31 protein-coding genes and 1 pseudogene are annotated in these 24692 nt (G+C 65.2%); 17 read left to right on the forward strand and 15 right to left on the reverse strand.

From position 1 onward, the window contains the following. Positions 1–8 precede the first annotated feature (8 nt). Positions 9–482 carry an Lrp/AsnC family transcriptional regulator gene (locus tag PU724_RS20425; RefSeq protein ID WP_354423516.1) on the reverse strand — a complete coding sequence of 158 codons (474 nt, stop codon included), beginning with the start codon at positions 480–482 and terminating at the stop codon, positions 9–11. A 108-nt stretch (positions 483–590) separates the two neighbouring features. Here PU724_RS20425 and PU724_RS20430 point away from each other — a divergent pair, with 108 nt between their 5' ends. The 4 genes from PU724_RS20430 to PU724_RS20445 all read left to right on the forward strand — a co-directional run bounded on the left by PU724_RS20430 (position 591) and on the right by PU724_RS20445 (position 5712). Beyond that, the gene (locus tag PU724_RS20430) at positions 591–1793 is read left to right on the forward strand and encodes a diaminopropionate ammonia-lyase (RefSeq protein ID WP_354423515.1); all 1203 of its coding nucleotides are present in this window, start codon (positions 591–593) and stop codon (positions 1791–1793) included. After that, the gene (locus PU724_RS20435) at positions 1790–3025 is read left to right on the forward strand and encodes a Zn-dependent hydrolase (protein WP_354423514.1); all 1236 of its coding nucleotides are present in this window, start codon (positions 1790–1792) and stop codon (positions 3023–3025) included. Before PU724_RS20430 ends, PU724_RS20435 begins: the two co-directional genes overlap by 4 nt. Positions 3026–3231: 206 nt before the next feature. Further along, a complete protein-coding gene (locus PU724_RS20440; protein ID WP_354423512.1) occupies positions 3232–4428 on the forward strand; it encodes a diaminopropionate ammonia-lyase in 1197 nt (398 codons plus the stop codon). Positions 4429–4551: 123 nt separating this feature from the next. After that, positions 4552–5712 (forward strand): M20 aminoacylase family protein, encoded by a 1161-nt coding sequence (locus PU724_RS20445; protein ID WP_354423510.1) that lies wholly within the window; start codon positions 4552–4554, stop codon positions 5710–5712. A 6-nt stretch (positions 5713–5718) separates the two neighbouring features. Here the strand turns inward: PU724_RS20445 and PU724_RS20450 are convergent, their stop codons facing one another. Continuing rightward, entirely contained in the window at positions 5719–6384 is a 666-nt protein-coding gene (locus PU724_RS20450; RefSeq protein ID WP_354423508.1) for a GntR family transcriptional regulator, read from the reverse strand. A 276-nt stretch (positions 6385–6660) separates the two neighbouring features. On the opposite strand from PU724_RS20450, the gene PU724_RS20455 reads away from it, so the two are divergent. The 5 genes from PU724_RS20455 (at position 6661) to PU724_RS20475 (ending at position 12042) form a co-directional block, all read left to right on the forward strand. Next, positions 6661–8352, forward strand: coding sequence for a dihydroxy-acid dehydratase (locus PU724_RS20455; RefSeq protein ID WP_354423506.1), 1692 nt, complete (start codon positions 6661–6663; stop codon positions 8350–8352). Between the two features lie 114 nt (positions 8353–8466). After that, positions 8467–8643 (forward strand): hypothetical protein, encoded by a 177-nt coding sequence (locus tag PU724_RS20460; RefSeq protein WP_354423504.1) that lies wholly within the window; start codon positions 8467–8469, stop codon positions 8641–8643. Positions 8644–8713: 70 nt separating this feature from the next. Then, on the forward strand, positions 8714–10816 hold the full coding sequence (locus PU724_RS20465; protein ID WP_127284579.1) for an EAL domain-containing protein: 2103 nt from the start codon (positions 8714–8716) through the stop codon (positions 10814–10816). 124 nt (positions 10817–10940) lie between these two features. Beyond that, entirely contained in the window at positions 10941–11483 is a 543-nt protein-coding gene (locus tag PU724_RS20470; protein WP_354423501.1) for a hypothetical protein, read from the forward strand. A gap of 163 nt (positions 11484–11646) precedes the next feature. Continuing rightward, positions 11647–12042, forward strand: a complete 396-nt coding sequence (locus PU724_RS20475; protein WP_292170766.1) for a hypothetical protein — start codon at positions 11647–11649, stop codon at positions 12040–12042. A gap of 83 nt (positions 12043–12125) precedes the next feature. Here the strand turns inward: PU724_RS20475 and PU724_RS20480 are convergent, their stop codons facing one another. Beyond that, the gene (locus PU724_RS20480) at positions 12126–12425 is read right to left on the reverse strand and encodes an AzlD family protein (RefSeq protein ID WP_127311682.1); all 300 of its coding nucleotides are present in this window, start codon (positions 12423–12425) and stop codon (positions 12126–12128) included. After that, positions 12422–13168 carry an AzlC family ABC transporter permease gene (locus tag PU724_RS20485; RefSeq protein WP_127393303.1) on the reverse strand — a complete coding sequence of 249 codons (747 nt, stop codon included), beginning with the start codon at positions 13166–13168 and terminating at the stop codon, positions 12422–12424. Before PU724_RS20485 ends, PU724_RS20480 begins: the two co-directional genes overlap by 4 nt. Positions 13169–13356: 188 nt before the next feature. Between PU724_RS20485 and PU724_RS20490 the strand changes: the two genes are divergently transcribed. Next, the gene (locus PU724_RS20490) at positions 13357–13815 is read left to right on the forward strand and encodes an Lrp/AsnC family transcriptional regulator (protein WP_127284584.1); all 459 of its coding nucleotides are present in this window, start codon (positions 13357–13359) and stop codon (positions 13813–13815) included. Between the two features lie 80 nt (positions 13816–13895). On the opposite strand, the gene PU724_RS20495 is transcribed toward PU724_RS20490, so the two are convergent. The 3 genes and pseudogenes from PU724_RS20495 to PU724_RS20505 form a co-directional block, all read right to left on the reverse strand. Further along, on the reverse strand, positions 13896–14213 hold the full coding sequence (locus tag PU724_RS20495; RefSeq protein WP_127284585.1) for a plasmid stabilization protein: 318 nt from the start codon (positions 14211–14213) through the stop codon (positions 13896–13898). 104 nt (positions 14214–14317) lie between these two features. Further along, positions 14318–14725: pseudogene (locus PU724_RS20500) on the reverse strand (HD domain-containing protein); the annotation flags it as partial. Positions 14726–14752: 27 nt separating this feature from the next. Next, the gene (locus PU724_RS20505) at positions 14753–15001 is read right to left on the reverse strand and encodes a hypothetical protein (protein ID WP_354423498.1); all 249 of its coding nucleotides are present in this window, start codon (positions 14999–15001) and stop codon (positions 14753–14755) included. Between the two features lie 157 nt (positions 15002–15158). On the opposite strand from PU724_RS20505, the gene PU724_RS20510 reads away from it, so the two are divergent. Further along, entirely contained in the window at positions 15159–15773 is a 615-nt protein-coding gene (locus PU724_RS20510) for a cysteine hydrolase family protein (protein ID WP_354423496.1), read from the forward strand. Between the two features lie 44 nt (positions 15774–15817). Here PU724_RS20510 and PU724_RS20515 read toward each other — a convergent pair whose 3' ends face one another. Continuing rightward, positions 15818–16312: a hypothetical protein gene (locus tag PU724_RS20515; protein ID WP_127284588.1), complete on the reverse strand. Its 495-nt coding sequence runs from the start codon at positions 16310–16312 to the stop codon at positions 15818–15820. A gap of 340 nt (positions 16313–16652) precedes the next feature. Here PU724_RS20515 and PU724_RS20520 point away from each other — a divergent pair, with 340 nt between their 5' ends. The 3 genes from PU724_RS20520 (at position 16653) to PU724_RS20530 (ending at position 17581) form a co-directional block, all read left to right on the forward strand. Continuing rightward, entirely contained in the window at positions 16653–16859 is a 207-nt protein-coding gene (locus tag PU724_RS20520; protein ID WP_127284589.1) for a hypothetical protein, read from the forward strand. Positions 16860–17024: 165 nt separating this feature from the next. Further along, a complete protein-coding gene (locus PU724_RS20525; protein WP_127284590.1) occupies positions 17025–17258 on the forward strand; it encodes a hypothetical protein in 234 nt (77 codons plus the stop codon). Positions 17259–17344: 86 nt separating this feature from the next. Next, a complete protein-coding gene (locus PU724_RS20530) occupies positions 17345–17581 on the forward strand; it encodes a hypothetical protein (protein ID WP_127393308.1) in 237 nt (78 codons plus the stop codon). An 18-nt stretch (positions 17582–17599) separates the two neighbouring features. Here the strand turns inward: PU724_RS20530 and PU724_RS20535 are convergent, their stop codons facing one another. Then, on the reverse strand, positions 17600–17821 hold the full coding sequence (locus tag PU724_RS20535; protein WP_189340404.1) for a hypothetical protein: 222 nt from the start codon (positions 17819–17821) through the stop codon (positions 17600–17602). Positions 17822–19641: 1820 nt separating this feature from the next. On the opposite strand from PU724_RS20535, the gene PU724_RS20540 reads away from it, so the two are divergent. Beyond that, positions 19642–19941 (forward strand): DUF982 domain-containing protein, encoded by a 300-nt coding sequence (locus PU724_RS20540; protein ID WP_127284591.1) that lies wholly within the window; start codon positions 19642–19644, stop codon positions 19939–19941. A 21-nt stretch (positions 19942–19962) separates the two neighbouring features. Next, entirely contained in the window at positions 19963–20247 is a 285-nt protein-coding gene (locus PU724_RS20545; RefSeq protein ID WP_292170754.1) for a DUF982 domain-containing protein, read from the forward strand. Positions 20248–20304: 57 nt separating this feature from the next. Here PU724_RS20545 and PU724_RS20550 read toward each other — a convergent pair whose 3' ends face one another. The 4 genes from PU724_RS20550 to PU724_RS20565 form a co-directional block, all read right to left on the reverse strand. Next, positions 20305–21144, reverse strand: coding sequence for an ATP-dependent DNA ligase (locus PU724_RS20550; RefSeq protein WP_354423492.1), 840 nt, complete (start codon positions 21142–21144; stop codon positions 20305–20307). Positions 21145–21285: 141 nt separating this feature from the next. After that, positions 21286–21468, reverse strand: coding sequence for a hypothetical protein (locus tag PU724_RS20555; protein WP_354423491.1), 183 nt, complete (start codon positions 21466–21468; stop codon positions 21286–21288). Positions 21469–21503: 35 nt separating this feature from the next. Continuing rightward, entirely contained in the window at positions 21504–21905 is a 402-nt protein-coding gene (locus PU724_RS20560; protein ID WP_354423490.1) for a low affinity iron permease family protein, read from the reverse strand. Between the two features lie 148 nt (positions 21906–22053). Beyond that, positions 22054–22575, reverse strand: a complete 522-nt coding sequence (locus PU724_RS20565) for a YciE/YciF ferroxidase family protein (RefSeq protein WP_127285780.1) — start codon at positions 22573–22575, stop codon at positions 22054–22056. Positions 22576–22856: 281 nt separating this feature from the next. Between PU724_RS20565 and PU724_RS20570 the strand changes: the two genes are divergently transcribed. Then, positions 22857–23576, forward strand: a complete 720-nt coding sequence (locus PU724_RS20570; protein WP_127285778.1) for a Crp/Fnr family transcriptional regulator — start codon at positions 22857–22859, stop codon at positions 23574–23576. Positions 23577–23579: 3 nt separating this feature from the next. On the opposite strand, the gene PU724_RS20575 is transcribed toward PU724_RS20570, so the two are convergent. Together PU724_RS20575 and PU724_RS20580 are read right to left on the reverse strand one after the other, a co-directional pair. Further along, positions 23580–23861 carry a hypothetical protein gene (locus PU724_RS20575; protein ID WP_426213561.1) on the reverse strand — a complete coding sequence of 94 codons (282 nt, stop codon included), beginning with the start codon at positions 23859–23861 and terminating at the stop codon, positions 23580–23582. An 8-nt stretch (positions 23862–23869) separates the two neighbouring features. After that, entirely contained in the window at positions 23870–24178 is a 309-nt protein-coding gene (locus tag PU724_RS20580; RefSeq protein WP_127285776.1) for a DUF982 domain-containing protein, read from the reverse strand. Positions 24179–24692 lie beyond the last annotated feature (514 nt).

The following is a 24692-nucleotide window of genomic DNA, read 5'->3' on the forward strand; positions in this document are numbered from 1 at the left end:
GGGAATGCTCACCCCACCGGCACCTCGAGCCCGACCTTCACCCGGTCCATCGCCACAAACGTGCGAAACCGCTTCACGTTGTTGTTTGCGAAGAACAGCCGCCTGGTCAGCGCCTCGTAGTCGGCCATGGTCGCCACGGTGACGACGAGGATGAAGTCGGCCTCGCCGGTCACGTAGTAGCACTGCTGCACCTCGGGCACTTCGGCGAAGCCGCGCTTGGCGGCGTCGATCAGTTCGGCGCGCTCGCTCTCCACCTCGACCTCGACGAAGATCGTGATCGGATGACCGACCTTGCCCGGATCGACCAGCGCGACATTGGCGCGGATGACGCCGGTTTCTTCCAGGCGCTTTATGCGCCGCTGCACCGCCGGCGCCGACAGGTTGACGGCCTCGCCGATCACCCGCTGCGGCGTCGTGTTGTCCTTCTGCAGGACGGCGAGGATGGCGCGGTCGAAAGCGTCGAGATCGGGTGAGGCGGACATGGCGAGGGTTCCAAACGAAACAAACTTGCATTTCAGGCAGCAAAACAGAGCGCCTTTCTCGCCCTCCTTGCAATAAATTTCCGCCATCAAGACGGAGGAAGCCGGCCCATGTTCCTGCTTAACCACCACCCGGATCATCGCCAGCCGCTGACTGAGCAAGACGCCGCGACGCTCGGCACGGCCGGGGCCGTCGAAGCGGAACGCTTCCTCGCCGCGCGTGACAACCATGCCGAGACGCCGCTGCACGCCCTGCCGGCGCTCGCCGGCGAACTGGGCATCGGCGCCCTGCACGTGAAGGACGAGGGGCAACGCCTCGGCCTCGGCAGCTTCAAGGCGCTGGGCGGCGCCTATGCCGTGATGCAGCTGGTGCTGGAGGAGGCTGGCAGGCGGCTTGGTCGCACCGTCGATGTCGCCGAGCTGCATAGCGCTGACGTCAAGGCGATTGCCGCCGGCATGACCTTCGCCTGCGCGACCGACGGCAATCACGGTCGCTCGGTGGCGCAGGGCGCCGGCCTAGTCTGCGCGCGCTCGGTCATCTTCGTCCATTCTGGTGTCAGCAACGAACGCGTGGCGGCCATTGCCCGCTTCGGCGCTGAGATCGTGCGCATCGCCGGCGACTACGACCAGTCGGTCAGGGAAGCCGCCCGCGTCGCCGCCGAGCGCGATTGGACGGTCGTCTCCGACACATCCTGGCCGGGCTACGAGCGCATACCGGGACTGGTGATGCAGGGCTATACCGTGATCGTGCGCGAGGCGCTGAAGCGCTTGGCTCAGCCGCCCACACACGTCTTCTTGCAGGCCGGCGTCGGCGGCTTCGCCGCGGCGGTGGCCGGCCATTTCGCCATCGTGCTTGGCGAGGATCGCCCGCGGGCAATCGTGGTCGAGCCCGCGCGGGCGGCCTGCCTCTATGAAACCGCAAAGGCAGGACATCCCATCGCGATAGCGCACAGCAAGCCCACGGTAATGGCGATGCTCGAATGCTATGAGCCGTCGCTCGTCGCCTGGCGGGTGCTGTCGCGGATCGGCGATGCTTTCATGACCGTGGACGAGGCCGAGGCGGTTTCGGTGATGAACCGCCTGGCGCGGCCTTCAGGCGATGATCCGGCGATCGTCTCCGGCGAGAGCGGCGGGGCAGGGCTCGCCGGGCTGATCCGCGCTGCCGGCGATAAGAAGCTGCGGGCCGCCCTCGGGCTCGATGCCGGTTCGCGCGTGCTCATCGTCAATTCCGAAGGCGCGACCGATCCCGGCCGCTATGCCGACCTAGTCGGGATGGCGCCGGAGGAGGTTGGCAGGGCGAGGCAGCCGGCATGAGCAATCTGACGATAAACGCCAACCGTCTTCTGCGCCGTATCGACGAACTCGGCAGCATCGGCCGCGATGCGCAGGGCCGGCTCGTCCGCGTCGCCGCTTCCGATATGGACAGGCTCGGCCGCGACCGCCTCGTCGGCTGGCTGCATGAGGCAGGGCTCGAAGTCGCCGTCGACCGCATCGGCAACATTTTCGGCATCTGGCAGGACGATGCCAATGCCGGCCAGCTGCCGGTCATGCTCGGCTCGCACATCGACACCGTGATCGACGCCGGCATCTATGACGGCTGCTATGGCGTGCTCTCGGCGCTCGAGGCGATCGAGAGCCTGAAGGAGGCAGGTTTCGCGCCGGCGCGCCCGCTCGTCGTCGCCGCCTTCACCAACGAGGAGGGCGTGCGCTATTCGCCTGACATGATGGGATCGCTGGTCTTTGCCGGCGGCATCGGGGTGGACGAAGCGCTCGCGGCAGTCGGTACCGACGGCTCGGTGCTGGGCAAGGAGCTGGAGCGCATCGGCTATGCCGGCCGTCATCAGCCGGGATTCCTCAAGCCGCAGGCCTATGTCGAGCTGCATGTCGAGCAGGGGCCGGTGTTGGAGCGCGAAGGCATCGCCATCGGCGCGGTCGAGAACCTGCAGGGCATTTCCTGGCAGCGCATCATGATCGAAGGCCAGGCCAACCACGCCGGCACCACGCCGATGTCGATGCGCCGCGATGCCGGCGTCGCCGCCGCGCGGGTGATCGGCTTCCTGGCGGCCCGCGCCGGCGCCTCGCCGACGCCGACGGTCGCCACCGTCGGCACCATCGCCTTCGAGCCCAACGCCATCAACGTCATTCCGTCGCGGGCGACCTTCACCGTCGATCTCCGCGATCCCGACGAAACGCACCTTCGCGAGGAAGAGGCGGCGCTCGCCGCCCTTCTCGACGACCTTGCGGCAGGCGCCGGCGTCACCGTCCAGGCCGAAAGCCTGGCGCGTTTCGAGCCGGTGACCTTCGATGCCGGCATCGTCTCGCTGATCGAGGAGATTGCCGGAGCCGCCGGCCTTTCCTGCCGGCGCATCACCTCGGGGGCCGGGCACGACGCACAGATGATTGCGCGCATCGCGCCGTCGGCGATGATCTTCGTGCCGAGCCGGGGCGGCATCAGCCACAACCCGGCAGAGTTCACCGCCGCCGGCGAACTGGTTGCCGGCGCCAACATTCTGCTCGGCGTCGCCGCGCGATTGGCGGCCGATTGAGCGGCAGAAAACGCGGATCGCCGGCTTCGGCGGCACAGTGTTGCCAAGCCATGACACCACCAAAAATAGTCAGGCCGAAGGCGTCGAGTCTCGCAGGGGTTCGCATCCGGCGACATAGGGCCGAAACAAACTTCAATCATTCAGCGAGTTTAGACAGCGAATTTTCGCGCGCGCCAATAAGTTCAGTGCCTCGAAGAAAGAATGCCATGCTGCTGCTCAATCAACGACCCGAACACAACCAGCCGTTGGTTGCGGCCGATGCCGAGTCCCTCGGCGTGGCGGGAAGCGAGCGGGCCGAGCACTATCTCAAGGCGCGGCACAACCATGCCGAAACGCCGCTGCACGCCTTGCCGGCACTGGCTGATGAGCTCGGCATCGCGGCACTGCACGTCAAGGACGAGGGCCAGCGTCTCGGCCTCGGCTCCTTCAAGGCGCTGGGTGGCGCCTATGCCGTCATCCGGCTGGTGCTGGAGGAGGCAGTCAAATGGCTCGGTCGCACCGTCGATATCGGCGAGATCAACGACGCCAAGGTGCGCGAGATCGCGTCCGGCATGATCTTTGTCTGCGCCACCGACGGCAATCATGGCCGCTCGGTCGCGCAGGGCGCCGGCCTGGTCGGCGCGCGCTCTGTGATCTTCGTCCATGCTGGCGTAAGCCGTGAGCGTGTCGCTGCCATCGCCCGCTTCGGCGCCGAGATCGTCCAGGTCGAGGGCGGCTACGATCATGCGGTGCGCGAAGTCGCCCGCGTCGGCGCCGAGCGCGGCTGGAAGATCGTCTCCAACACGTCCTGGCCGGGCTATGAACGGGTCCCCGGCCTGGTCATGCAGGGCTATACGGTGATCGTGCGCGAGACGCTGCGGCACATGGCCGAGCCGCCCACGCATGTCTTCCTGCAGGCCGGCGTCGGCGGCTTCGCCGCGGCGATCGCCGGCCATATGGCGATCATGCTTGGCGGGCGGCGGCCCAAGGCCGTTGTGGTCGAGCCGGGGCGCTCGGCTTGCGTCTACGCCTCGGCTGAAGCCGGACGTCCGGCAACGATCGCGCATCAGCAGTCGACGGTGATGGCGATGCTCGAATGCGCTGAGCCGTCCCTGGTCGCCTGGCGCGTGCTGGCGCGCGTCGGCGATGCCTTCATGACGGTGGAGGAAGAGGATGCGGTCGCCGTGATGAGGCGGCTGGCGCGACCCTTGGGCAACGATCCGGCAATCATCTCCGGCGAGAGCGGCGGTGCGGGGCTCGCCGGACTGATCCGCGCGGCAGGCGACAGGCATATGCGGGCGGCACTCGGCCTCGACAGCTACTCGCGCGTGCTCGTCGTCAACTCGGAAGGAGCGACCGACGCCGGCCGCTATGCCGAACTGGTCGGCGTGAGGCCGGACGACGTGCTGATGCAGCTTGCCTGAAGCTTCGCCGTAGCAGGCTTGGCGACTTCGCCGTAGCAGGCTCGGCGACTTCGCCGTAGCAGGCTCGGCGACTTCGCCGTAGCTTTCCGTCCGGATGCGTAGAGAACAGACTTAGGGACGAAGATGGCCAAGCTCGACGAACTGGCACTGCACCGCGAGATGACGGCGTGGCGGCATGATCTCCACACCCATCCCGAATTCGGTTTCGAGGAGAAGCGCACCGCCGCTTTCGTCGCCGAAAAACTGCGCGAATTCGGGCTGGAGGTCGCAGAGGGTATTGGCGGCACCGGCGTCGTCGGCACGCTGATCAGGGGCAGCGGCAACCGCGCGATCGCGCTGCGCGCCGACATGGACGCGCTTCGCATCGCCGAGCAGGGCACGATGGACTACCGCTCGCAGACGCCCGGCACCATGCATGCCTGCGGCCATGACGGCCACACCTCGATGCTGCTCGGCGCGGCCAAGCTGCTCGCCAATGAAGGCGGCTTCGACGGCACGGTGCGCTTCATCTTCCAGCCGGCCGAGGAGTGGGGCAGGGGTGCGCTCGCCATGCTGGACGATGGGCTCCTCGAGCGCTTCCCCTTCGAGGAGATCTTCGGCCTGCACAACATGCCTGGCCTGCCCATCGGCCATTTCGAGACCCGCGTCGGGCCGATCATGTCGGCCGAGGACAATTTCGAGATCGTGCTGAAGGGTGTCGGCGGCCATGCCGCGCGTCCGCATGCCGGCCAGGAGACGCTGGTCGCCGCCTGCGCGCTGGTCGTCAATCTGCAGACCATCGTCTCGCGCCGCTTGAGCCCTGCCGACATCGGCGTCGTCTCGGTCACCGAGCTGATCACCGACGGCACCCGCAACGCGCTGCCCGGCCTTGCCCGCATCCTCGGCGACGCCAGGAGCTTTCGCCCCGAGGTGAGCGCGGCGATCGAAAGTGAGATGCGCCGCATCGCCGAGGGCACGGCGCAGGCCTATAACGTTGCCGCCGACGTCACTTACACGCGCGAGTTCGTGCCGCTGGTTAACGACGCCGGCCTGGTCGACGAGGCTTTTGTCGCGGCCCGAAACGTGCTGGCCCACGACGCCGTCGGCGTCGCGGCGGAGCCGATGACCGGCTCGGAGGATTTCGCCCGCTTCCTCGCCCACGTGCCCGGCTGCTTCGTCTTCCTCGGCAATGGCGCCAGCGCGCCGCTGCACAATCCGTCCTACGACTTCAACGACGAAGGCCTGCTGCACGGCGCGCGATTCCATGCGGCAGTGGTGCGGCGGCGGCTGGCGGCGGGGTCATAGGGGCTCCTACACCCCATCCGCCTTCTCGATCTCCTCGAGATAAAACATCTTGCTCGGCTGCAGATGGTCGACGCAGAGCTGCGCCAGCACCCAGTTGTCCCGGCGCTTCATCGCCTCGATCATGAACCAGTGGTGCTGGCGCGAGACTTCGAGCTTGTCCGGGTCGGCGAGCGAGTTCGCCCGCACCGGCAGGCTGAGCCGCATGTAATGGTCGATCGACGACACCAGATAGTCGTTGCCGCAGGCAGAGAACATGGTGAGGTGGAAACGGTCGTTGGCCTCGTGGATGCCGCGCAAATAGTGGGCGTCGACATGGGCGCTGTAGATCCGGTGGATATCCATCAGCTCGTCGATCAGCGCATCGCTTGCCGGCAGCGGGATCATCAGCGCCGCCTGCCGCTGCAAGAGCTCGCGCACTTCGTAGATCTGGCGCACCTCTTCCTGTGATAGCCGCCTCACCATCGCGCCCTTGTTGCGCTCGCGGGTGACGACGCCGAGCTTCTCCAGCTGATAGAGCGCCTGGCGGATGGTGTGGCGCGACACCGGGAAGCGGCCAAGCAGCACGTCCTCGACCAAACGCGTGCCGGGCGCCAGGCGGCCGAAGATGATGTCCTCCTCCAGCGCCCGCACGACGTCGGCTTCCTTGCCGCCATAGTCTGCCACGTGGAGCATTTCCTTGTCCTTGCCGCGTCCTCTGCGGTCACTCTAGCCGCAGACAGAGCCTTTCCGCAACTGGAGCGAATGGTCACGATAATCGATAATACTACACGCATAACAAGTCACAGCTGCCATATCTTGGGTATTCTCGCCGGAGTATAGTTCATAATTATTGACAATATGAGCGGTTCGCCTATGGTTCCGGTCAGCGGCGACCCACCCGGGCGTCCGCAGTCAGCGTGAGATTCAGCCCAAAGGTGCCGATTGCCGTATCGCGGCCTCAGGAAGGGAGTGACCAGCTACGGCGACGCAGCCTTCTCGCTGTTCCTGCGCAAGGCCTTCATCAAGGCGGCCGGCTATTCGGACGACGCGCTGGAGCGGCCGATCGTCGGCATCGTCGACACCGCCAGCGACTACAATCCCTGCCACGGCAACGCGCCGCAGCTGATCGAGGCGGTCAAGCGCGGCGTCATGCTTTCGGGCGCGCTGCCGATGGTGTTCCCGACCATCTCCATCCACGAATCCTTCGCCCATCCGACCTCCATGGTGTTGCGCAACCTGATGGCGATGGACACCGAGGAGATGATCCGAGCGCAGCCGATGGACGCGGTTGTCGTCATCGGCGGCTGCGACAAGACATTGCCGGCGCAGATCATGGGCGCGATCAGCGCCGACCTGCCGACGGTCGTGGTGCCGGTCGGCTCGATGGTCGTCGGCCACCACAAGGGCGAGACGCTGGGCGCCTGCACCGACTGCCGGCGCCTGTGGTCGAGCCACCGCGCCGGCGATGTCGACGCCGCCGAGATCGACCTCGTCAATGGCAGGCTGGCGCCCTCGGTCGGCACCTGCATGGTCATGGGCACCGCCAGCACCATGGCGATCGTCGCCGAGGTGATGGGCTTCTCGCTGCCTTTCGCCGCCTCCATTCCGGCGCCCCATGCCGAGCGCGTCCGCTCGGCGGAAGCGAGCGGACGCGCCGCCGCCACGCTTGCCGTCTCCGGCGCACCGCTGCCCGGCGCCATCGTCACGCCGGCATCGATACGCAACGCCATGGTCGTCATGCAGGCGATCGGCGGCTCGACCAACGGCATCATCCATCTCGCCGCGATCGCCGGCCGGGCCGGGCATCCGGTCGATCTCGCCGAGTTCGACCGGATCGGCCGCGAGGTGCCGGTGCTGGTCGACCTGAAGCCGTCTGGCGAACACTACATGGAGCATTTCCACCAGGCCGGCGGCGCGCCCAGGCTGCTGGCCGAGCTCGTCGACGTCCTCGACCTGACGACGCCCGTGGTCGAGGGCGGCACGCTTGGCGGCCGCGTCATGAAGCCCGAGGACATGCATGCGCAGGACGTCATCCGGCCGCTCGGCCGGCCGGTGACGGGGCAGGGCGCCATGGCCGTGCTGTCGGGAAATCTCTGTCCGCGCGGCGCGGTCATCAAGCATTCCGCTGCCTCGCCTGCGCTGATGCGGCACAGCGGGCGCGCCGTCGTCTTCGAATCCGTCGCCGACCTTGCCGAGCGCATCGACGATCCGGCGCTCGACGTCACCGCGGACGACGTGCTTGTGCTGCGCAATGCCGGACCGCGCGGCGCGCCCGGCATGCCCGAGGCCGGCTACATCCCGATCCCGAAGAAGCTGGCCGCGCTCGGCGTCAAGGACATGGTGCGCCTCTCGGATGCCAGGATGAGCGGCACCGCTTTCGGCACGGTGGTGCTGCATATCTCGCCGGAGGCGGCCGCCGGCGGTCCGCTCGCTTTGGTGCAGAATGGCGACATGATCCGCCTCGATGTGCCGGCGCGGCGCATCGACATGCTGGTCGACGACGCCGAACTGGCGCGCCGGGCGGCGATTGCCCGCCCGGCGGTGGAGCGGCCGGCGCGAGGCTATGCCCGGCTCTACCACGACCACGTGCTGCAGGCCGACCAGGGCTGCGACTTCGATTTCCTGACCGCGTCCGGCGTCGCCGGGGAGGGCCCCGAATGAGCGCCGCGCATCTCCCGGCGGGGACGGAGCCCCGGCAGTGCCTGCCGCCGCTTGCGCCGGCCATGTCTTCGCCTCGGCCTGTCCGCTCGACCCGGCGCGGGCTACACGCCGGCGATGGTCACGGTCGCCGACTACCGCCGGGTCATGGAGGCGTATGGCATCGATCGCGCCGTGCTGGTGCAGCCGAGCGTCTACGGTTTTGACAACAGCGCGCTGCTGTCGGCGCTCGCGGACAACCTCGGCACGCTGCGCATCGTCGATGAGGCCTATCGCTGGCGGCGCCCGGCCTGATCCAGGCGGTAACGGTTTCTTCTCTGGTTTTGTGCACACTGCCCTCCAACAGGGCGGATAAAAACCGGGCATGGCGGACGACAAGACACGCAAGGGGGAGTTCTGGGCGCTCGCGCTGGAACGCGCCCATCTCGGCGTCTGGGACTGGAACGTCGCCAGCGGCGATTGCTACTACTCGCCGACCTGGTTGAAGATGCTCGGCTACGCCGAGGGCGAGCTTGCCGCCACGGCGGATCTCTGGCTGACGCTCACCCATCCCGACGACCGCGAGCGGGCACTGGCCAGCGGCGAGCGCCACATCGCCGGCCTCACGGAATCCATCGAGACGGAGCTGCGCCTCAGGCACAAGGATGGCCACTGGGTCTGGGTGCTCGACCGCGGCGGCATCGTCGAGCGCGACGCCGAGGGCCGGGCGCTGCGGCTGATGGGCGTGCAGACCGATATCACCCGGCGAAAACAGGCCGAGGCGGCACTCGATGAGGTCAATGTGCGCTTCCGCCTGGCGCTCGCCGCCAGCGGCACCGGCATCTGGCACTATGACATCGCCACCAACAAGAGCTTCTGGGATGCCCGCAGCCGGGAGATCTTCGGCCTGGTCAGCGATACCGACGAGGTGTCGGCCGGCCTCTGGCACACCTATCTGCATCCCGATGACAAGGAGGCCACCGAGCGGGCGCACCTGCCGCCGCCCGGATCGGAGGCGGTAACCGCTTCGCAATACCGCATCATCAGGCGCGACGGCGAGATCCGCCACCTTGAATCGCTGGTCCGCTTCATCGCCTGCGCCGGCGGCGCCGGCCAGATCCTTGGCACCGTGCGCGACATCACCGAGGACAAGAAGCGCTCGCAGGAACTCACCTACGCCGCCAACCACGACGCCCTGACCGGCCTGCTCAACCGCGCCGCCTTCGACCGGCTGCTGGCTGACCACATCGCCACGCAGCGCCGGCTGCCGCTCGCCGTCTTCTATGTCGACCTCGACTACTTCAAGGCGCTGAACGACTTCGCCGGCCATGCCGCCGGCGACCTCGCGCTGAAGAGCATCGCCGCCGGCATCCTCGCCAGCCTGCCGTCATCGGCGCACGCTGCACGCCTTGGCGGCGACGAGTTCGCGCTGCTGGTGCCGAACTGCGGCCAGGCCGAGGCCGAGCGGCTGGCCGGCGCGGTGCTTGCCGCCGTGCGCGACGCCGAGCTCGGCGCCACGACGCGAAGGCTCGCGGCCAGCATCGGCATCGCCTTCGTCGCCCATCGCGACACCACGGTAGCCGATGCACTGGCCTGCGCCGACGACGCCTGCTACGCGGCCAAGGCCGCCGGCCGCAACCGCTTCGCGGTGTTCTCGGCCGAGACGGCTTCCGGCTCCGGCGGCCTCAACGCGGCGCGGCTTGCCGCCGACCTCGTCGATGCCATGGAGGACGGCAGGCTGAAACTGTTCGGCCAGCAGATCCATCGGCTCGGCCAGCCCTGGCGCTACAGCCGCCAGGTCGAGGTGCTGGCCAGGCTTTCCGCCCGCAACGGCAAGATGATCCCGCCCGGCGAGTTCATTTCGGTGGCGGAGCGCTTCGGCATCGCTTCCAGGCTCGACCGCTGGATCGTCAGGGCAGCGCTGGAAATGCACGGTCCGGCGATGCGCTCGGGCGCCATTTCGCTCGGCTTCAACCTTTCGGCGCAGACGCTGAGCGACCCGCAGCTCTGGGAGTTCGTCGATGCCGTCATCGCCGAGACCGGCGCGCCGCCGGCCGGCATCGGCTTCGAGATCACCGAGACCGCCGCCGTCACCAATTTCGACGCCGCCGAGGCCTTCGTGCGCAAGGCGCGCGAGCGGCATTGCCGGGTCAGCCTCGACGATTTCGGCGCCGGCATGAGCTCGTTCGAATATCTCAGGCGCTTTCCGGTCGACGCCATCAAGATCGACGGCTCCTTCGTCGAGCACATCGCCGAGAGCCGCTTCGACCGCGAGATCGTCTCGGCGATTTCCGGCATCGCCAGGAGCCTCGGCTGCAGCGTCGTGGCCGAGAAGGTCGAACAGCGGGTGGCGATGGACATCCTTCGCGACATGGGCGTCGCCTACGGCCAGGGCTTTCTGCTGCACCGGCCGGAGGCGCTGGAGGCGATCGTCGCCAGGGCGGTCGGCGAGGCGGCCCTGCCGGCTCGGTTGACCCGGTCGGCCTAAGAAATTCTTAATCGGGGTCAGGCTAATGCTCTGCCGGACCGATTGTTCCGCTCAAGGCATGATGTCTTGGCTCGATGTGCGGTGCCCCGTTGCATGACGAGCGGGCGTGCCCGAGAGACCGGCAATGTCCTCACTTCCCGCGCTGAACAACGCCGCCCTGCTGATCCTGCAGCAGCAACGCCCGCAATCGGCGGCGGCTGAAGACAGTCTCGCCGCCGGCATCAATGGCGTTTCCAGTCCCGACGGTTCCGGCTCAGGCTCGCCTCTGATGCAGGCGCAGGCCAGGATCTCCGGATCCATGTTCAGCGTGAACAGCCTCAACATCACGGCAATGAAGGTCCGGCTGATGGAGCGCGTCGGCAAGGAATTCGGCATCGACCAGGGCGACTACCAGTCCCTGTTTTCCTACGGCACGGCCGTCAAGAACGCGGTCGAGGCGTTGAAACAGAAATCCGCTGCCGAGATCATCGCGATCGAAAAGAAGTTGGGGTTGGACCAGCTCGGCGTTTCGCTCGACACGCTCGTCAATGCGATCATCGATCCGCAAGGCAGCGATGGCGACAGGCTGGACGCGGCGCTGAGCAAGCAGGCGGGCGATCACGCCAAGGGCGAGGGGAAAGCCGCCGGCCCGATCCAGCCGGACGAGATCGGTCTCTACGGCCGCTGAACGGTTGCGCGTAAGGACGGCAGGCCCGGTGCCGGCTTCCTCATCGGGTCACGAAAATAAGCGACTGCTAAAATTGAAGCTACGCATTTAAGGGCGCCGTAATCCGGCCGGACAAATGATCCGCCATCGACAATGGCGGCCGCGTGCCGGGTGGGAGACGATGATGAAGCCTTTTCCTTTGCTGCTGGCCGCCTCGGTCGGCCTGTTCGGCATTCTCGCGGCGCAGCAATCCCTCGCGGGCGAGTTCTCGGACCATGGCGGCCCGGTGACGGCGACGCTGCCCAACGAAGTCGACGAAGGCACCACCGCCAGCCATGAAGGCGACAAGGGCGATCATAAGGGCGATCACCAGGGCGAGGGCGCCGGCGCCGGCTCGCATGAGGGCGACCAGGGCGACGGCGACCACGATGGTGATCACGAGAGCGGCGATCATGAAGGCGATGGCCATGATGGCGGCGATGGTGGCGGTGACGGCGGCAGCGGCGGTGACGGCGGTGACGGTGGCGGCGGCGACGGCGGCGGCGATGGCGGCAGCCATGAAGGCGGCGGCGACGCCTGAGTCACGGCGCTGAAACTGCCAATCTCCCCCTCGTGGGGAGATGCCCGGCAGGGCAGAGGGTGCTGTCCCGCCAGCCTAGGTGACTACCCCATCAACCACCGCAACACCCCGGACGACGCCACGCCGATCACCACGGTCGGCAGCATCGACAGCCGGGTCGCCGCGAGCAGCGTGATGGCGAGCGCTGCCAGGTCGGCGGGGTTCTTCGAGACGAAATCCGGCGCAATGACCGAGATCAGCACGCAGCCGGGCGCGGCTTCCATCACCGCCGTGGCGCGGCGGCCGAGCGTGCGGTTGCGCAGCACGACATAGCCGCCGATCCTGGTCAGATAGGTGACGCTGGCCATCAGCACGATGGCGATGAGGTTGGCCGGATCGATCATGCCTGGTCTCCCGAAAACATATAGGCCGCGACCAGGCCGGAAAGCGCGCCGGCCGCCACATACCAGGCGCCGGGAACGATGAGATAGGTGAGCGCCGCCACCACCAGGCTGACCAGCCACGGCCGCGCTGCGGCAAAGCCCTTCCACATGCCGCGCATCAGCACCAGGAACACCGCCGGGAAGGCCATGGCGAAACCGTAATCCTCGACATTGCCGAGCACCGGGCCGAGTGCTGCGCCGGCGGTGGTGAAGGCCACCCAGGCGAGGTAGAAGGGCAGGGCGGTGCCGGCATAGTAGGGCAGGCTGAAGGCCGGGTTCAGGCCCGCGGCCGCCCGCTGCCTTGCATCCGCCAGGCCCAGCGCCCAGCTCTCGTCGCACATCAGGAACAGCGCCGGAAACACCTTGCGCAGGGGCAGCTCGCGCAGGAACGGCGCGAGTGCCGCCCCCATCAGGAAATGGCGGCTGTTGACCAGCAAGGTGATGGCAGCGATCAGAAGGATATGCGGCGGCGAGGTCCAGAGCTGGATCGCCGCGAACTCAGAGCCGCCGGCGAAGTTCATGCCGGTCATCAGCGGAACCTCGGCGACGCTCAGGCCCTTCTGCGCGGCCTGCGCGCCGAGCACCAGCGCATAGGGAACGATGCCGAGCAGCACCGGCGTCGAGGCGGCCACGCCGCGCCGGAATTCGGACCGCTGGCGGTAAGGCGCCTCGTCCAGGGTCAGGCTTGCTTGCGAGATGCTCATGGGGACTCCTTGCGCGAACGAAGCCGGGCGCGCCTCGCGTCCGCCTGCGTCCGAACCATCCGATGTCGATGACTATATGCCGGTAAGCATAGGCCAAACGTCGAGCAATTTGGTTGCGAAGATTCGCCTTTTCTGCCAGGAATTGGCATTGGATATCGCAATCAGGCAGAAAGATGGAATTCTGAGCCATGAAGCTGGATGAGATCGACAAACGCATCCTGCGCGCCCTGCAGCGCGACGGGCGCATGGCCAACAACGATCTGGCGCGGGAAGTCGGCCTGTCGCCCTCGCCTTGCCTGAGACGGGTCAAGCTGCTGGAGGAGGCCGGCGTCATCGACCGCTATGTCGCCGTGCTCAATCCGGCCAAGGTCGGCCGCGGCCACACCTTCTTCACCCGCATCTGGCTGAAGCAGCAGGACGAGGACACGATCGAGCATTTCGCCGCCGAAGCTGCCAAGCTGCCCGAGGTGATGGAGTGCTACCTGATGCTCGGCGACTGCGACGCCATGGTGCGTGTTGTGGCCGCCGGCATCGACGAATACCGCCGCTTCCAGTCGGAGCATCTCAGCCGCATCAAGGGCGTGCAGAACGTCAAGACCGAGGTGCCCAGCCAGACAATCAAGCAGACCTCGGAGATGCCGCTTTAGGGCGGAACTGCCAATCTCCCCCCTGGGGGAGATGCCCAGGGGGGCGCTGTCCCGCCGGCCTTTAGCTTCGGCGTCCGCCGCTAATGATGCGTGTGGCTGTCGTTGCGCTTGCGGGTCGCCGCCGCCTTCTTGGCCGAGGCCGACCGGCTGGCCGCCGGCCTCTCGCCGGAGGCCTTGCCGCCCATCCTGCCGCCCTTGTGCGCGGCCGGGTTGCCGGTGTGCTTGCCGCGTCCCGAGCCGCCTTCCTTCTTGCCGCCGCCATCGTCCTTGTTGACGGTCGCCCAGGCGCGCCGCTCGGCCTCCTTCTCGGACACACCGCGGTGCTCGTACCCCTCGGCGATATGGTCGGCCTTGCGTTCCTGCTTGTCGGTGTATTTCGACTTGTCTCCGCGTGGCATTTTTCTGCTCCATTAGATGCCGATCAAGGGGAACGGCTGGCGTCGAGCCTCGTTCCGATCATCCTCGTCCCGGCACGTCTCTTTGGTGGAATGGTCTTGGCGCCGCGAAGCCGGTTGAGGACGCACAGGCCGGTTTCGTATTTCGCGGTCGAAACACCGGCCTGGCGCGCCTGCCAGAGATTGTCGTTCAGGTCGGCCCGCTTGACCGGCAGCGCAAGCCGGTTCGACGCGGCCCTGCACAGGAACCCTTGCTCGGTCTCGTCCAGCCTTCTCGTCAGCGCATCGACGGCGGCGACGACGGGCGAGCCGAAGCCCGCCGTCCTTAACCGGCCGAGGGTCCAGCCTTCGCCTTTCTCGACGACGTCATGCAGATAAGCGACGATCTTCTGGTCGAGCGTCTCGACCTGTTCGGCGACGCGCCGGCTGTGCTCGATATAGGGTTCGCCGGTCTTGTCGGTCTGCGACCGATGCGCCTCCTGCGCGATCCTGGCCGCGCGGTACAGCATGCTCATTCTCTTGTTTCCTTGCCTGGTCCTCGGTCAGCCCTCAGCCTTCATCGTGCGCGATATCTCCAGCAGCCGCTGCCGGTCGTGGCCGTGCTCGCGGATGAGTTCCCGGGCCTGTTTCGGCGAAAGGTCGGTGTTTTCCGCCAGGAACCGCACCAGCGGATCGTCGCCGCCCTTGGTGGGCAGCCCCGTCGCCTCGGGAGCATGGCCCGCACCGGGCCGCCGCGGAACGGCGCCAGCGGCGCCAGTATCCTTGTCGCGAGCATCCTTGTTCTTGTTCATTGCGTGCTCCTTCCTGTTGGGAGGAGAACCCTTCGCGAAGCATCAGGTTCCCCCGCAGGAACTTTGCCCGCGCCGTCGCATTGCAACGAAGCCCGGCAGGTCGCACCAGCCGGGCTGCGGCACCCCGTAGAAAGCCGCGCAGGCGGCGGGAGAGGCGATGCCAGAGAATACGAAGAACCAGATCCTCCGTCCGATCCCGGCAAATGCGATCCACATCTGCGTGGACATGCAGCAAATGTTCATGCCGCCGGGCCCGTGGGCCGTCGACTGGCTCCCCGAAACTTTGCCGAAGGTGATCCAGCTTGTCGAAAGGCAGCCAGCGAGAACGGTCTTCACGCGGTTCATTCCGGCCCGCAGGCCGGGCGACGGCACCGGCCAGTGGCGCGACTACTATTTGCGCTGGGCCGACATGACGCTCGAACGCGCAGGCGCCGACATCATCGAACTTGCACCGGAACTGCGGCGGTTCGTTCCGCCCGCGCGCCAGTTCGACAAATTCGTCTATTCGCCCTGGTTTGGCGGCCGGCTGCAGCGGGCCCTGGCGGACGACGCCGTCGACACGGTGATCGTGAGTGGCGGCGAAGCCGACATGTGCGTGCTGGCAACGCTGCTAGGCGCGATCGACTTCGGCTACAGGACGGTCCTGGCTCAGGATGCGATCTGCAGCACCTCGAACGAGGCCTACGACGCCATCGTCAGCCTCTTCAGCAAGAGATATTCACATCATGTCGAGGTCGCTCCGGTCGAAGTCATCCTGGAGCTTTGGCGCTAGGCTGAACCGCCATATCGCTTCGCCTTGACCCAATTCCGGAACGGCTATTCGTTCTTCTGCGCCTCCCGGGCGGCAGCCTCCTTCTTCTGCCGCAGCACCTCGTCGGTGCCGACAATCTCCTTGGCGCCGCCGGAAATGGCGGTGGAGACCACGGCCGGCGGATCGCTGGCCGGAAAACTGTCCTCCAGGCCCGCCTCCAACTGCTCCTCGAGCGTGTCCGGACTTTCCGAACGGCCCTGGGTGCGGCGGCCGGCGATCTCCTCGAGATCGCTCTTGGAGTCTGGGTGGTCGCGGACGTTCTTCATCGTCGACACCACCAGTTCGATCGCGAACTCCTTCATCGCCTCGACCTGCGGCGCGGCGACGTCGGAGTCTTCGACAAGGCGGATGAGCGACTTCTCCACCTCCGCCAGTTCCTTCGTTCCCTGGCAGCGGGCCAGCCGCAGCGCCAGCGAATTGAGAAGGGCAGGGGCGAAGGTCGAATAGGCATTCATGCGGGTTTCATCGACATGTTCGGGATGAAGGGTGTGCAGCGACATCGGTTCCTCCGGCAAAAAACTGTCCTCGGGCCTCGGGCAGCCGAGCCATTTTTGGCCGCCAACCCGCGAGAGACGTCCTAATGGAACTGAGGGAGGCGGAACTGGTTCCATTGAGGCATTGCGCTCGGCCATCGCGGCTGCCCAGACCCGGCCGCCGGAAGAGAAGTTGGACTGAAGTCCGATCGAACTGCGCAGAGGGCCGGTGTCCGGTCCGCTCCATCATTTGTTATAGTGCCGTGGCCCCCAACCGGCCTATCCTCCACCATCGGCGGTAATTGACACGGGCATCGCCGACAGCAAGCGAACAGAGCGCTTCCGCCCCAGCACGAGGCAGGAAGCGATGTTCGATCCTACCAAAACCAGCGGCGTGGCTTACCCGGAGGACATGGCCCTCCTGCAGAGGGTCTATGACCGCATCTGCCAGGACCTCGCCATTCTGCCCGGCACCCGCGAAGCGCATACCTTGGCCGCACAGATAATGGATATCTTCGCCAGCGGCGTATCGGACGAGGAGTCGCTTTTCCAACTTCTCAAGCGCGAATTCTGACCCGTCGGTCGTTTCCCTGAAATTCCGCGGCAAGGCTGGGCCCGAGCCGAGCGACTTGAGCTGGCGCATTCCGCGGCGTAACCGCTCCGCCTTATCCACCCTCTTTACAGCCATTAAGCGATATAGGATTATTATCCTATATGAGGCGATGCTCGGGGGATCGCAATGGTCAGGCGCAACAAGCCCAGGCAGCTATCCGGTCCGGATTTGGAGCGGTTCCTACAGGCAGCGGAGGCGCTGCATAAGAGCATCGTCGGTCCGCTGATATCGCCGCAATGCGATCACTACCGCTCGCTCCAGCTTCTGCATGAGGCGTTGTTGAGGACGGTGCGGGAGGTCACCGGCAAGGAGGTGGCGTTCATCCGGTGGAACGGCACAGGACCAGCCCGGCGCCTTTAGCGACAACTAACGTAGCTAGGAACGCCTGCCGGACGTTCCGTGAACGAAGGGCTGTCAGTCTAGCTCCAATGGGCTATCTTCGCGGCATGAGCATCAAGGACGACATCGCCAGGGTCGAGCAGCACATCCGCGAGATTGAACAGCGGTTGGAGCATCAGCTCGAGGTCATCGCCCAGGCCGAGCAGAGCGGCCTGCCGACAGAGAGGGCGCGCGCCTTCCTGGTGGTTCTGAAGCAAACGCTGGGCTTGAGCCGTGACCATCTGGCCAGGCTTCTGTCGGATGAGATGGAAGAGGGCAACTCCGGAACGGGAGGCGTCCGGTGAAGTCGCCTCCGAGAGCTTTCACTCGGCCATGGCCTCGCGGCGTTTCGAAAACAACCGGCGCAACGCGACTTCGTCGCAGATGCCGTTCTCGAACGCCTGGATGACTTCGTAGGCAAGCTGCTCCCTCTGTTCCCGGTCTTTGAGGGCCAGACGTCGCTCCGCGCATAATTGGTCAAAAACCCTCTGGAGAATCTCCAGATCGACGGGCGTGAATATGCTGCTGTATTTTTTGAAAGCCATGACGCTTTCTCCCTCACCCGGGCGAAAGCGTGATCTGCTCTTTCAAGCATCCGCTCGCCTCGGTTGGGTGCGGACGACGAGAGAATTGTATTCCTGCAATGTGACGTTAGCGAGTCGATTCGGCGTAGGACCGAATAGCCCGGCTTTGCTCCTCCACGGAGTGACAGGAGTTAGGGAAACCGGGCTATCCAGCAACCCCGCTGCCATCTGAAGGATGGGTGGCAACGGGATTTTTGGGACGTGACTAAACGCATGCCCCGCCGCACGGTTCCCCGACATTGGATCTGTCAAAATTGCGCTGGAAAATGGATCGATCCATGGGCCGTTTACACGAGCAGAAAGCCGGCAATGAGCACTGTGAGAACCAGTGAAGCGGGCACGGCGAGCAGCCACCGGGCCTCAAGAACGCTGTTGTCTCTGTCGTCCATCGTTCCTCTCCCAAATAGATATCCCTCCGTTGCGCAACGGTGCCTGCCTGCATTCGTTCCCGGGCTTGGGCCACGGTCTATGGCTTGGTCCGACTGAGGTCTCAGCTCCGGCGGCAAAGGGCCCAGGCGCGGCAACCAACATCCCGGCAACCCATTGGTAGGGCACCGTCGACAGCTAGCCCCTAATCGGCGGTCATCACGGGTGCCCGCCATGTGTCCCTTTCAGCATGGTGGGCGCTTGCAGCAAGGAACGAAACTTGGTTGGCGTCCCCGGTAATGGCGACTGAGGTCCGATGGCCGCACGCAGAGGTCCGAACACGGGAAACAACGGCCCGCCAGTCCATTGGTAGAAGTCGCAGGAGATCATCCCCTCCATCTGCGGCAACCCTGAACTGCCCGCCGCTAACTCCTTGGCGGCGGGCTTTTTGGATTTGACTCTGAAATCCTGCGGAGAGGCCAGCCACCCGAACCCCGAATGGCGGGTTCAGTTTGGCCGCCATGTTTCCATTGCTCGGCCGTTGCTTATTCCATCGCGCTGCAGGCTCGAACAGAACCTCCTAGTCGCTCCGATCGCCAGGTCTAAGCCTTGAGCTATTTCGCCTGGAGGTGGGGAACGCTGCTGCTTTGCAAAACCCAATCCAACAGGCGCTGGTCGACATCCTTTTTGCCGGTAAGCTCGCGGATCAAAAGCGCGGCGTGGGCCGCCCATCTGTCTTCAGGAATTCCGTCTTCGATGACCGATCTTACGAAGGCACACCGAAGGACCTCGCAGTCGAAAGACGACACTGCTCGCCGGTTCATGATGCAAATCCCTCCGACTTCAATGCTCCGCAAAACGGGGCCTGATGTCATTCGTTCCGATGGGGGACTGCAGTCGCAAGCCCGCTGCGACTGAAGTCGCAGCGACAAAGGCAAAGGACTGGATGCGGCAACCAGCAAACCGCTGATCCATTGATTTCGGGGGCCGCCGACAAATCCACTCCGTTCGGTCATCCTGGGTGCCTGCCATGCTTACCTTTCGAATATGGTGGGCGCCTTGGCTTTGCCAGCAACATGCGGTGTCTGACAGCGAGACGAATATGACCCTTGTCCAGAGCAGGCCGGACCTACCTGACGTCGCAGGTCGGCTCGCAAACGACACACCCACCCCGGCGGGCCAACGGTAAGCGATCCATATTAGCATCCGCTTGCTAACCAGGTCGCCACGCCCGTTGGCGATGAGCCTGGTTCGCGAGGTCCTATTCGGGCGAGGTCCATGCACCAAGCTCATAGAGGTTGCAGAGCACTCTTGACGACAAAAGTCCTCAAACCCATATCGCCGCTGGGCCAGGGACACTGCCGTAGGTCCCGGCCCTCCTGACACTCAATTGTTCGTTCGATTTGGAGGATCTTATGAACGACCGGATGTTCGACAGCCCTGTTTTCGTCAAGAGCGGAAACAGCCTGATCCAGGAAATCGCATGCATCGAGGACGCCCTGGAATTTCTCTACGAATGGCCGAAAAATAGGCGCGGCCCGATTTACGACACTGCGCTGCGAGCCTGCCAAAAGGCATTCGACAGCGATTACCCGCGAAACGCCGCAAGGGAGGCCTTCTGCGGTTTCGCAAAATCAGCCAAGGTTCTTGAAGAACTGAGCGCACCGCCGCCATGGATGGCCAGCGTCGGCGGCCGCGGTGGGCTAGCCGCTTGAAGTCTCGCGATGGAGGTCGCGATGCTCTCAAAGCCATTCGAAAAGCCGATCCGAGTTTGGGTTGGAATGGGGTTTCCCCGTCAGCTCAACACCGTGGTTGACGCATACCAGTTTGCCACCGATTGGTGCGGCAACAGTCCCGAGCAGAAAGCTGCCATCCGCGCGTGCAAGGCGGCACTGGTCGGAGACATCGACGCGGAGACGGCCAGGGGAATCTTTGCCGCCTTTGCCCGGAAGAAGGACATCCTTATCGAGGACGGAAATATGCCGCCGCCTTATTGGAAGGCGCGGCCTTCGCACGTCTAGGCTGGTGAGGCGGCGGTCAACGTCGCCTCACCATACTTCAGAGCCTGTTCTCCGCCTCTAGGGTGTCCCTACCTCGCGGAAGTCCTGCAAAGACGCGTGGCGCAGATCGTCCTCGCCCCGCAGATGCTTCACACGGCCAATCAGCCCTGGCCTTACCCACTGCGTCGCCGGCCGCTTCATGCCGTTCGGCGCCGTGCCTGCGTGCTCCAGGGCGCGCTGCCACAAGCGTTCCCGCATTTCCCTATTCAGGGTGATAAAGGCGCTGCCGACATAGCGCCCGGTGCCGCGCTCCGCCAGGAGGGCGAAGGCAGGCTTGCCCGCCTCGCGCTCGACGCCGAGCAGATCGTATTCGTCGATCGCGTAACACTTGGCCTTGAGCCAGGCCGTAGAATTGCCGGATCGATATTTGCTCTCCTTGCGCTTCGAAACCATGCCCTCAAGGCCGGCTTGATCGATGAGATGGAAGATGGACTTGGCATCGCCCGGCAACGATTGACTGAACTGGATGCGCCCGCCAGGCGGGATCATCTCGGCAAGGATCTCGCGCCGGTCCTCCAGCGGGATGTCGCGGAGGTCGCGGCCATTGAGGTGGAGAAGATCGAAGGCGACGAAATAGAGGTCCTGTTGCCGACTTGTGATGGCCTTGCGCAGCGCCTTGAAGTCGGACAGTCCAGCCTCATTCGTGACGATCACTTCGCCGTCGATGATCGCTTCCTCGACGTCGAGCTCGCTCGCGGCCTTGGCAAGGTCGCGATATTTTGCTGTCCAGTCGAGACCGCGGCGGCTGAAAATGCGCACGCCGTCCACGTCCCGAACAATTTGGGAGCGGTAGCCGTCGAATTTCACTTCATGAATCCAGCCGTCGCCTTCCGGTGGCTTGTCGACGAGCGTCGGCATCAGCGGCTCGATGAATGACAACCGGTCCCTGCCGGCGGGCTTAGGCATCGGGACTCCCCGCGCGATACTCGAATTTGATTCAATATCGCACGGCCGGTTGTGTTCCGTTAGCAATTGCTTAAATAAAATTGTCGGCCGACGTCACAGACCCTCCGGCCTTGCCATGCCGAGCCCCATGGTCAGGGCTTCTTCCAGGCTGGTCGTATAAAGTGCCGTCTCTTCGAGCCCGCCGAAGTAGTTGATTCTGTGCACTTCGCCCTTCTTGCTCATGACAATCCCGGCCTCGCGAAGCCGTTCCTGGACTGATTTGTATGTGACGCCCACGCCTACCTCCCAAGCTGCTTGGCACCGTCCCGAAATCAGTAGGCGCCCTCAGAACGCAGTTGAGCCTGCTTGGCCTCGGCGCACCGATTTCTGAATTCCTGCACCTCGGCTTCCGTGAGGTGCTCGATGCCGATGAAGTCGTTCTTTCCCTGTCCGGACCGTATGAGTTCGTCGAGCTTCGCCTGAATGGCCGCACCATCGCGGTTCTGGGTGTTCTGGATCAGAAACACCATCAGAAAGGTGACGATGGTGGTCCCGGTGTTGATGACGAGTTGCCAGGTCTCCGAAAAGTCGAACACCGGTCCGGACAAGGCCCAGGCGACCACGCAGGCCAGGCATGAGGCGAAAGCCCAAGGGCGACCCGCGGCATGGGCGACCGCCTCCGCGACACGGTTGAATATTCGTTCCAACCTTAAATCCTCCGCCTGCTGCGCCATGCTCGATGGCGTCGTGCCAAAGCTTGAGCCCGTCGGCAGCAGGTTGCGGCCGATACGCCCGGTTGTTCATGGAATCCTGGTGATCGCGCGCGGCCCCGGTGCCGACCGGGACCGCAATTGCGGACGCCCAGATCGCGTGCGCGGCGGCTCAGGCGGCCGCTTGCAACGCCCGCTGGTTCGCGCCACTTTCGCCCAAAGCGCTGAGCGCCTCGTCGGTGGCGGACTCCTGCGCCAGCGTTTCGCGCAGCAACGGCACTGCGTCCTTGAGGCCCAGTTGCTCCGCCCAGGCGACCAGCGTGCCGTAGCGGGCTATTTCATAATGCTCGACGGCCTGGGCGGCCGCCACCAGGCCCGCGTCGAGCGCCGGCTCGTCCTGGTACTCCTCGAGGATTTCCGAGCCTTCTTCGAGGATGCCGTCGATCGCCGGACAGGTCTTGCCCCTTGCAGCCTTGCCCATCAGCTCGAACACCTGTTCCAGGCGATCGACCTGTCCCTCCGTTTCCATGCGATGCTTCTCGAAGGCTGCGCTCAGTTCCTTCGACTGGGCGGCCTTCGCCAGCTTGGGCAACGTCTTCAGGATCTTCTTTTCTGCGTAGTAGATGTCCTTCAGGCCGTCCACGAACAGGCTCTCCAGGCCGTTCGCCGCGCCGGACGAATTCTTCCTTGCCATCATTTTGCTCCATCGGTTGATGCGACTTGAGGGGGCAAAGAAACGGCGCCTGTGAAATCGCAAGCGCCGTTTCCTTGCATCACGATAAGCGCGGCCGGGAACAGATGTTCCCTCCGAAATATTTCGTGAACCCAAGCCGCGGACGGCGCGGCGCGCAGGCCTGGACGGCTCTCCTGTCTGCAAGTCTGCCGGCGCGCATGCCGATCGTCATCCGCACGGTGCTGCAACCAGGCGCCGGTTGCGGCGTTTGCTCTTGGCGGTGCACGCAGGATCGGAACCGAATGCTCGAATCCCTCTATCTGAACCTTGGCCAGCACGACCTCCTCTCGGAGGCGGAAAAGGAATTGCTGGCGGGTGCCATCTCGACCGAACGACATGTCGCCACGGGGCAGGACATCGTTTCCGAAGGGTCGAGGCCGATCCACAGCACCCTTATCCTCGACGGCATTGCCGCGCGCTACAAGGTGCTGGAGGATGGCGGACGGCAGTTCACCTCACTGCAGGTCCCCGGCGATTTCGTCGACCTTCACGCCTTCCTGCTGAAGACAATGGACCATGGCATCATCGCGCTCTCGCCCTGCCATGTCGCCGCCGCCGACCACGCCAAGCTGCGCGCCATCACCGAGCAGGCGCCCCATCTCACCCGGCTGCTGTGGCTGGACACGCTCGTCGACGGGGCCATTCACCGAGAGTGGATCGTCGCCATGGGCCGGCGTTCGAAGACCTCGCATCTCGCCCATCTCATCTGCGAGCTGTTCGTCCGTCTCCAGGTCGTCAAGCGCACGTCCGGGATGAGCTTCCAGCTTCCCTTGTCGCAAGCCGAACTGGCCGACGTGCTTGGGCTTTCGGTCGTCCATATGAACCGGGTCATCGGCATGCTGCGCAATATCGGCCTGGTCAGCTGGTCGAACTATACCGTGACCATCCTCGACTGGGATCTGCTGGTGGCGATGGCCGAGTTCGACCCGACCTATCTCAGCATGAACCGCGAGCCGCGTTAGACGTCAGGGCGGATCGCGAAGCACCGACTTCCAGGCAGCGACCGACGCTATGTCGACAGTGACCAGGCCGCCCGCCTTGAAGGTCACCCTGCCTTTGTCGTGGTCGACCTCAGTGACGTGACCCGCGATGGTGATCCGGTCGCCGGCCTTGGCGCCGGCCGGCGGGTCGATCGCACAGGGATAATTGTGGGTCGGGATGCGGACCCGCGCGCGACCGCTGCCGAGCAGCGTAAGCACGGTGGCGTTCACGATCACTTCGTCGCCGATCCGTACATCCCAGGCCATGGCGTGGTTCAATCGGGCTCTCGGTCGGGCTTGCTGCCCGGCGACCACAACTGGTCCAGCATGGTAAGCGCGGCACTCGGTGCGGCCGGCCTCAGCAGTCCTTGCTCGGCGGCGGCCTTCTTGAAGGCTGCGAAGGCGACGGCGGGCCGGCAGATCCCTTCGAGCGCGTCATCCACCAGACGCGCCGCCGCGACATAGGCCGGCGCGTCCTTATCCTTCCATGCCCGGGCGAGCGCCTTCTTCGCCTCGGCGATGGATGAAACGACCATCGAGCCGCCGTCGGCGAACCTGATCGTCAGGGGCAGGAACCGGCTCATCGCCGTTCACCAGCCGAACCACTCCCTCGTTCGCCACAGCAGCCCCGCGAAGGGCGCGATCGTGAAGGCGACGATGCCAAGCACCAGAAGCGGATGAGTCATCTCAAGCGATCTCATGTTTGCCGATTTCATCTCTGCCGATTTCATGCCTGCCCATTTCATGGTCTGCTTGTCTCCGCCTTGGCTGCGTCGAGTGGCTACATGTTGCTTGCCGGCCGGATCGGCGGCTGCGGCCGAAATGGTGGCCGCGGTCGCGGCTTCAGCGGGACGTCGGCGAGCGCGTCGCGGCTCGGCCTGAAGGGAGCCGGCGACGCGGCCGCGCGTTGGCGCAGCAAGGTGGAGGACAATCTGCCGATCAGATTTCGAACGTCCATGGGCTCCTCCCAGTGCCCCCCGCCGCAAATGAACTACCACTTCGCGCCTGCCGGCCGCATTTAACTTTGATGTATCCGCGGGACTGGCGGACCCGGTTCATTGCGGCCAGGTTTCGCCCGCCAACCTTTTCGGCCGGCAT

Source organism: Mesorhizobium abyssinicae, from assembly GCF_049887195.1.
GTDB classification, from domain to species: Bacteria; Pseudomonadota; Alphaproteobacteria; order Rhizobiales; family Rhizobiaceae; genus Mesorhizobium; species Mesorhizobium abyssinicae.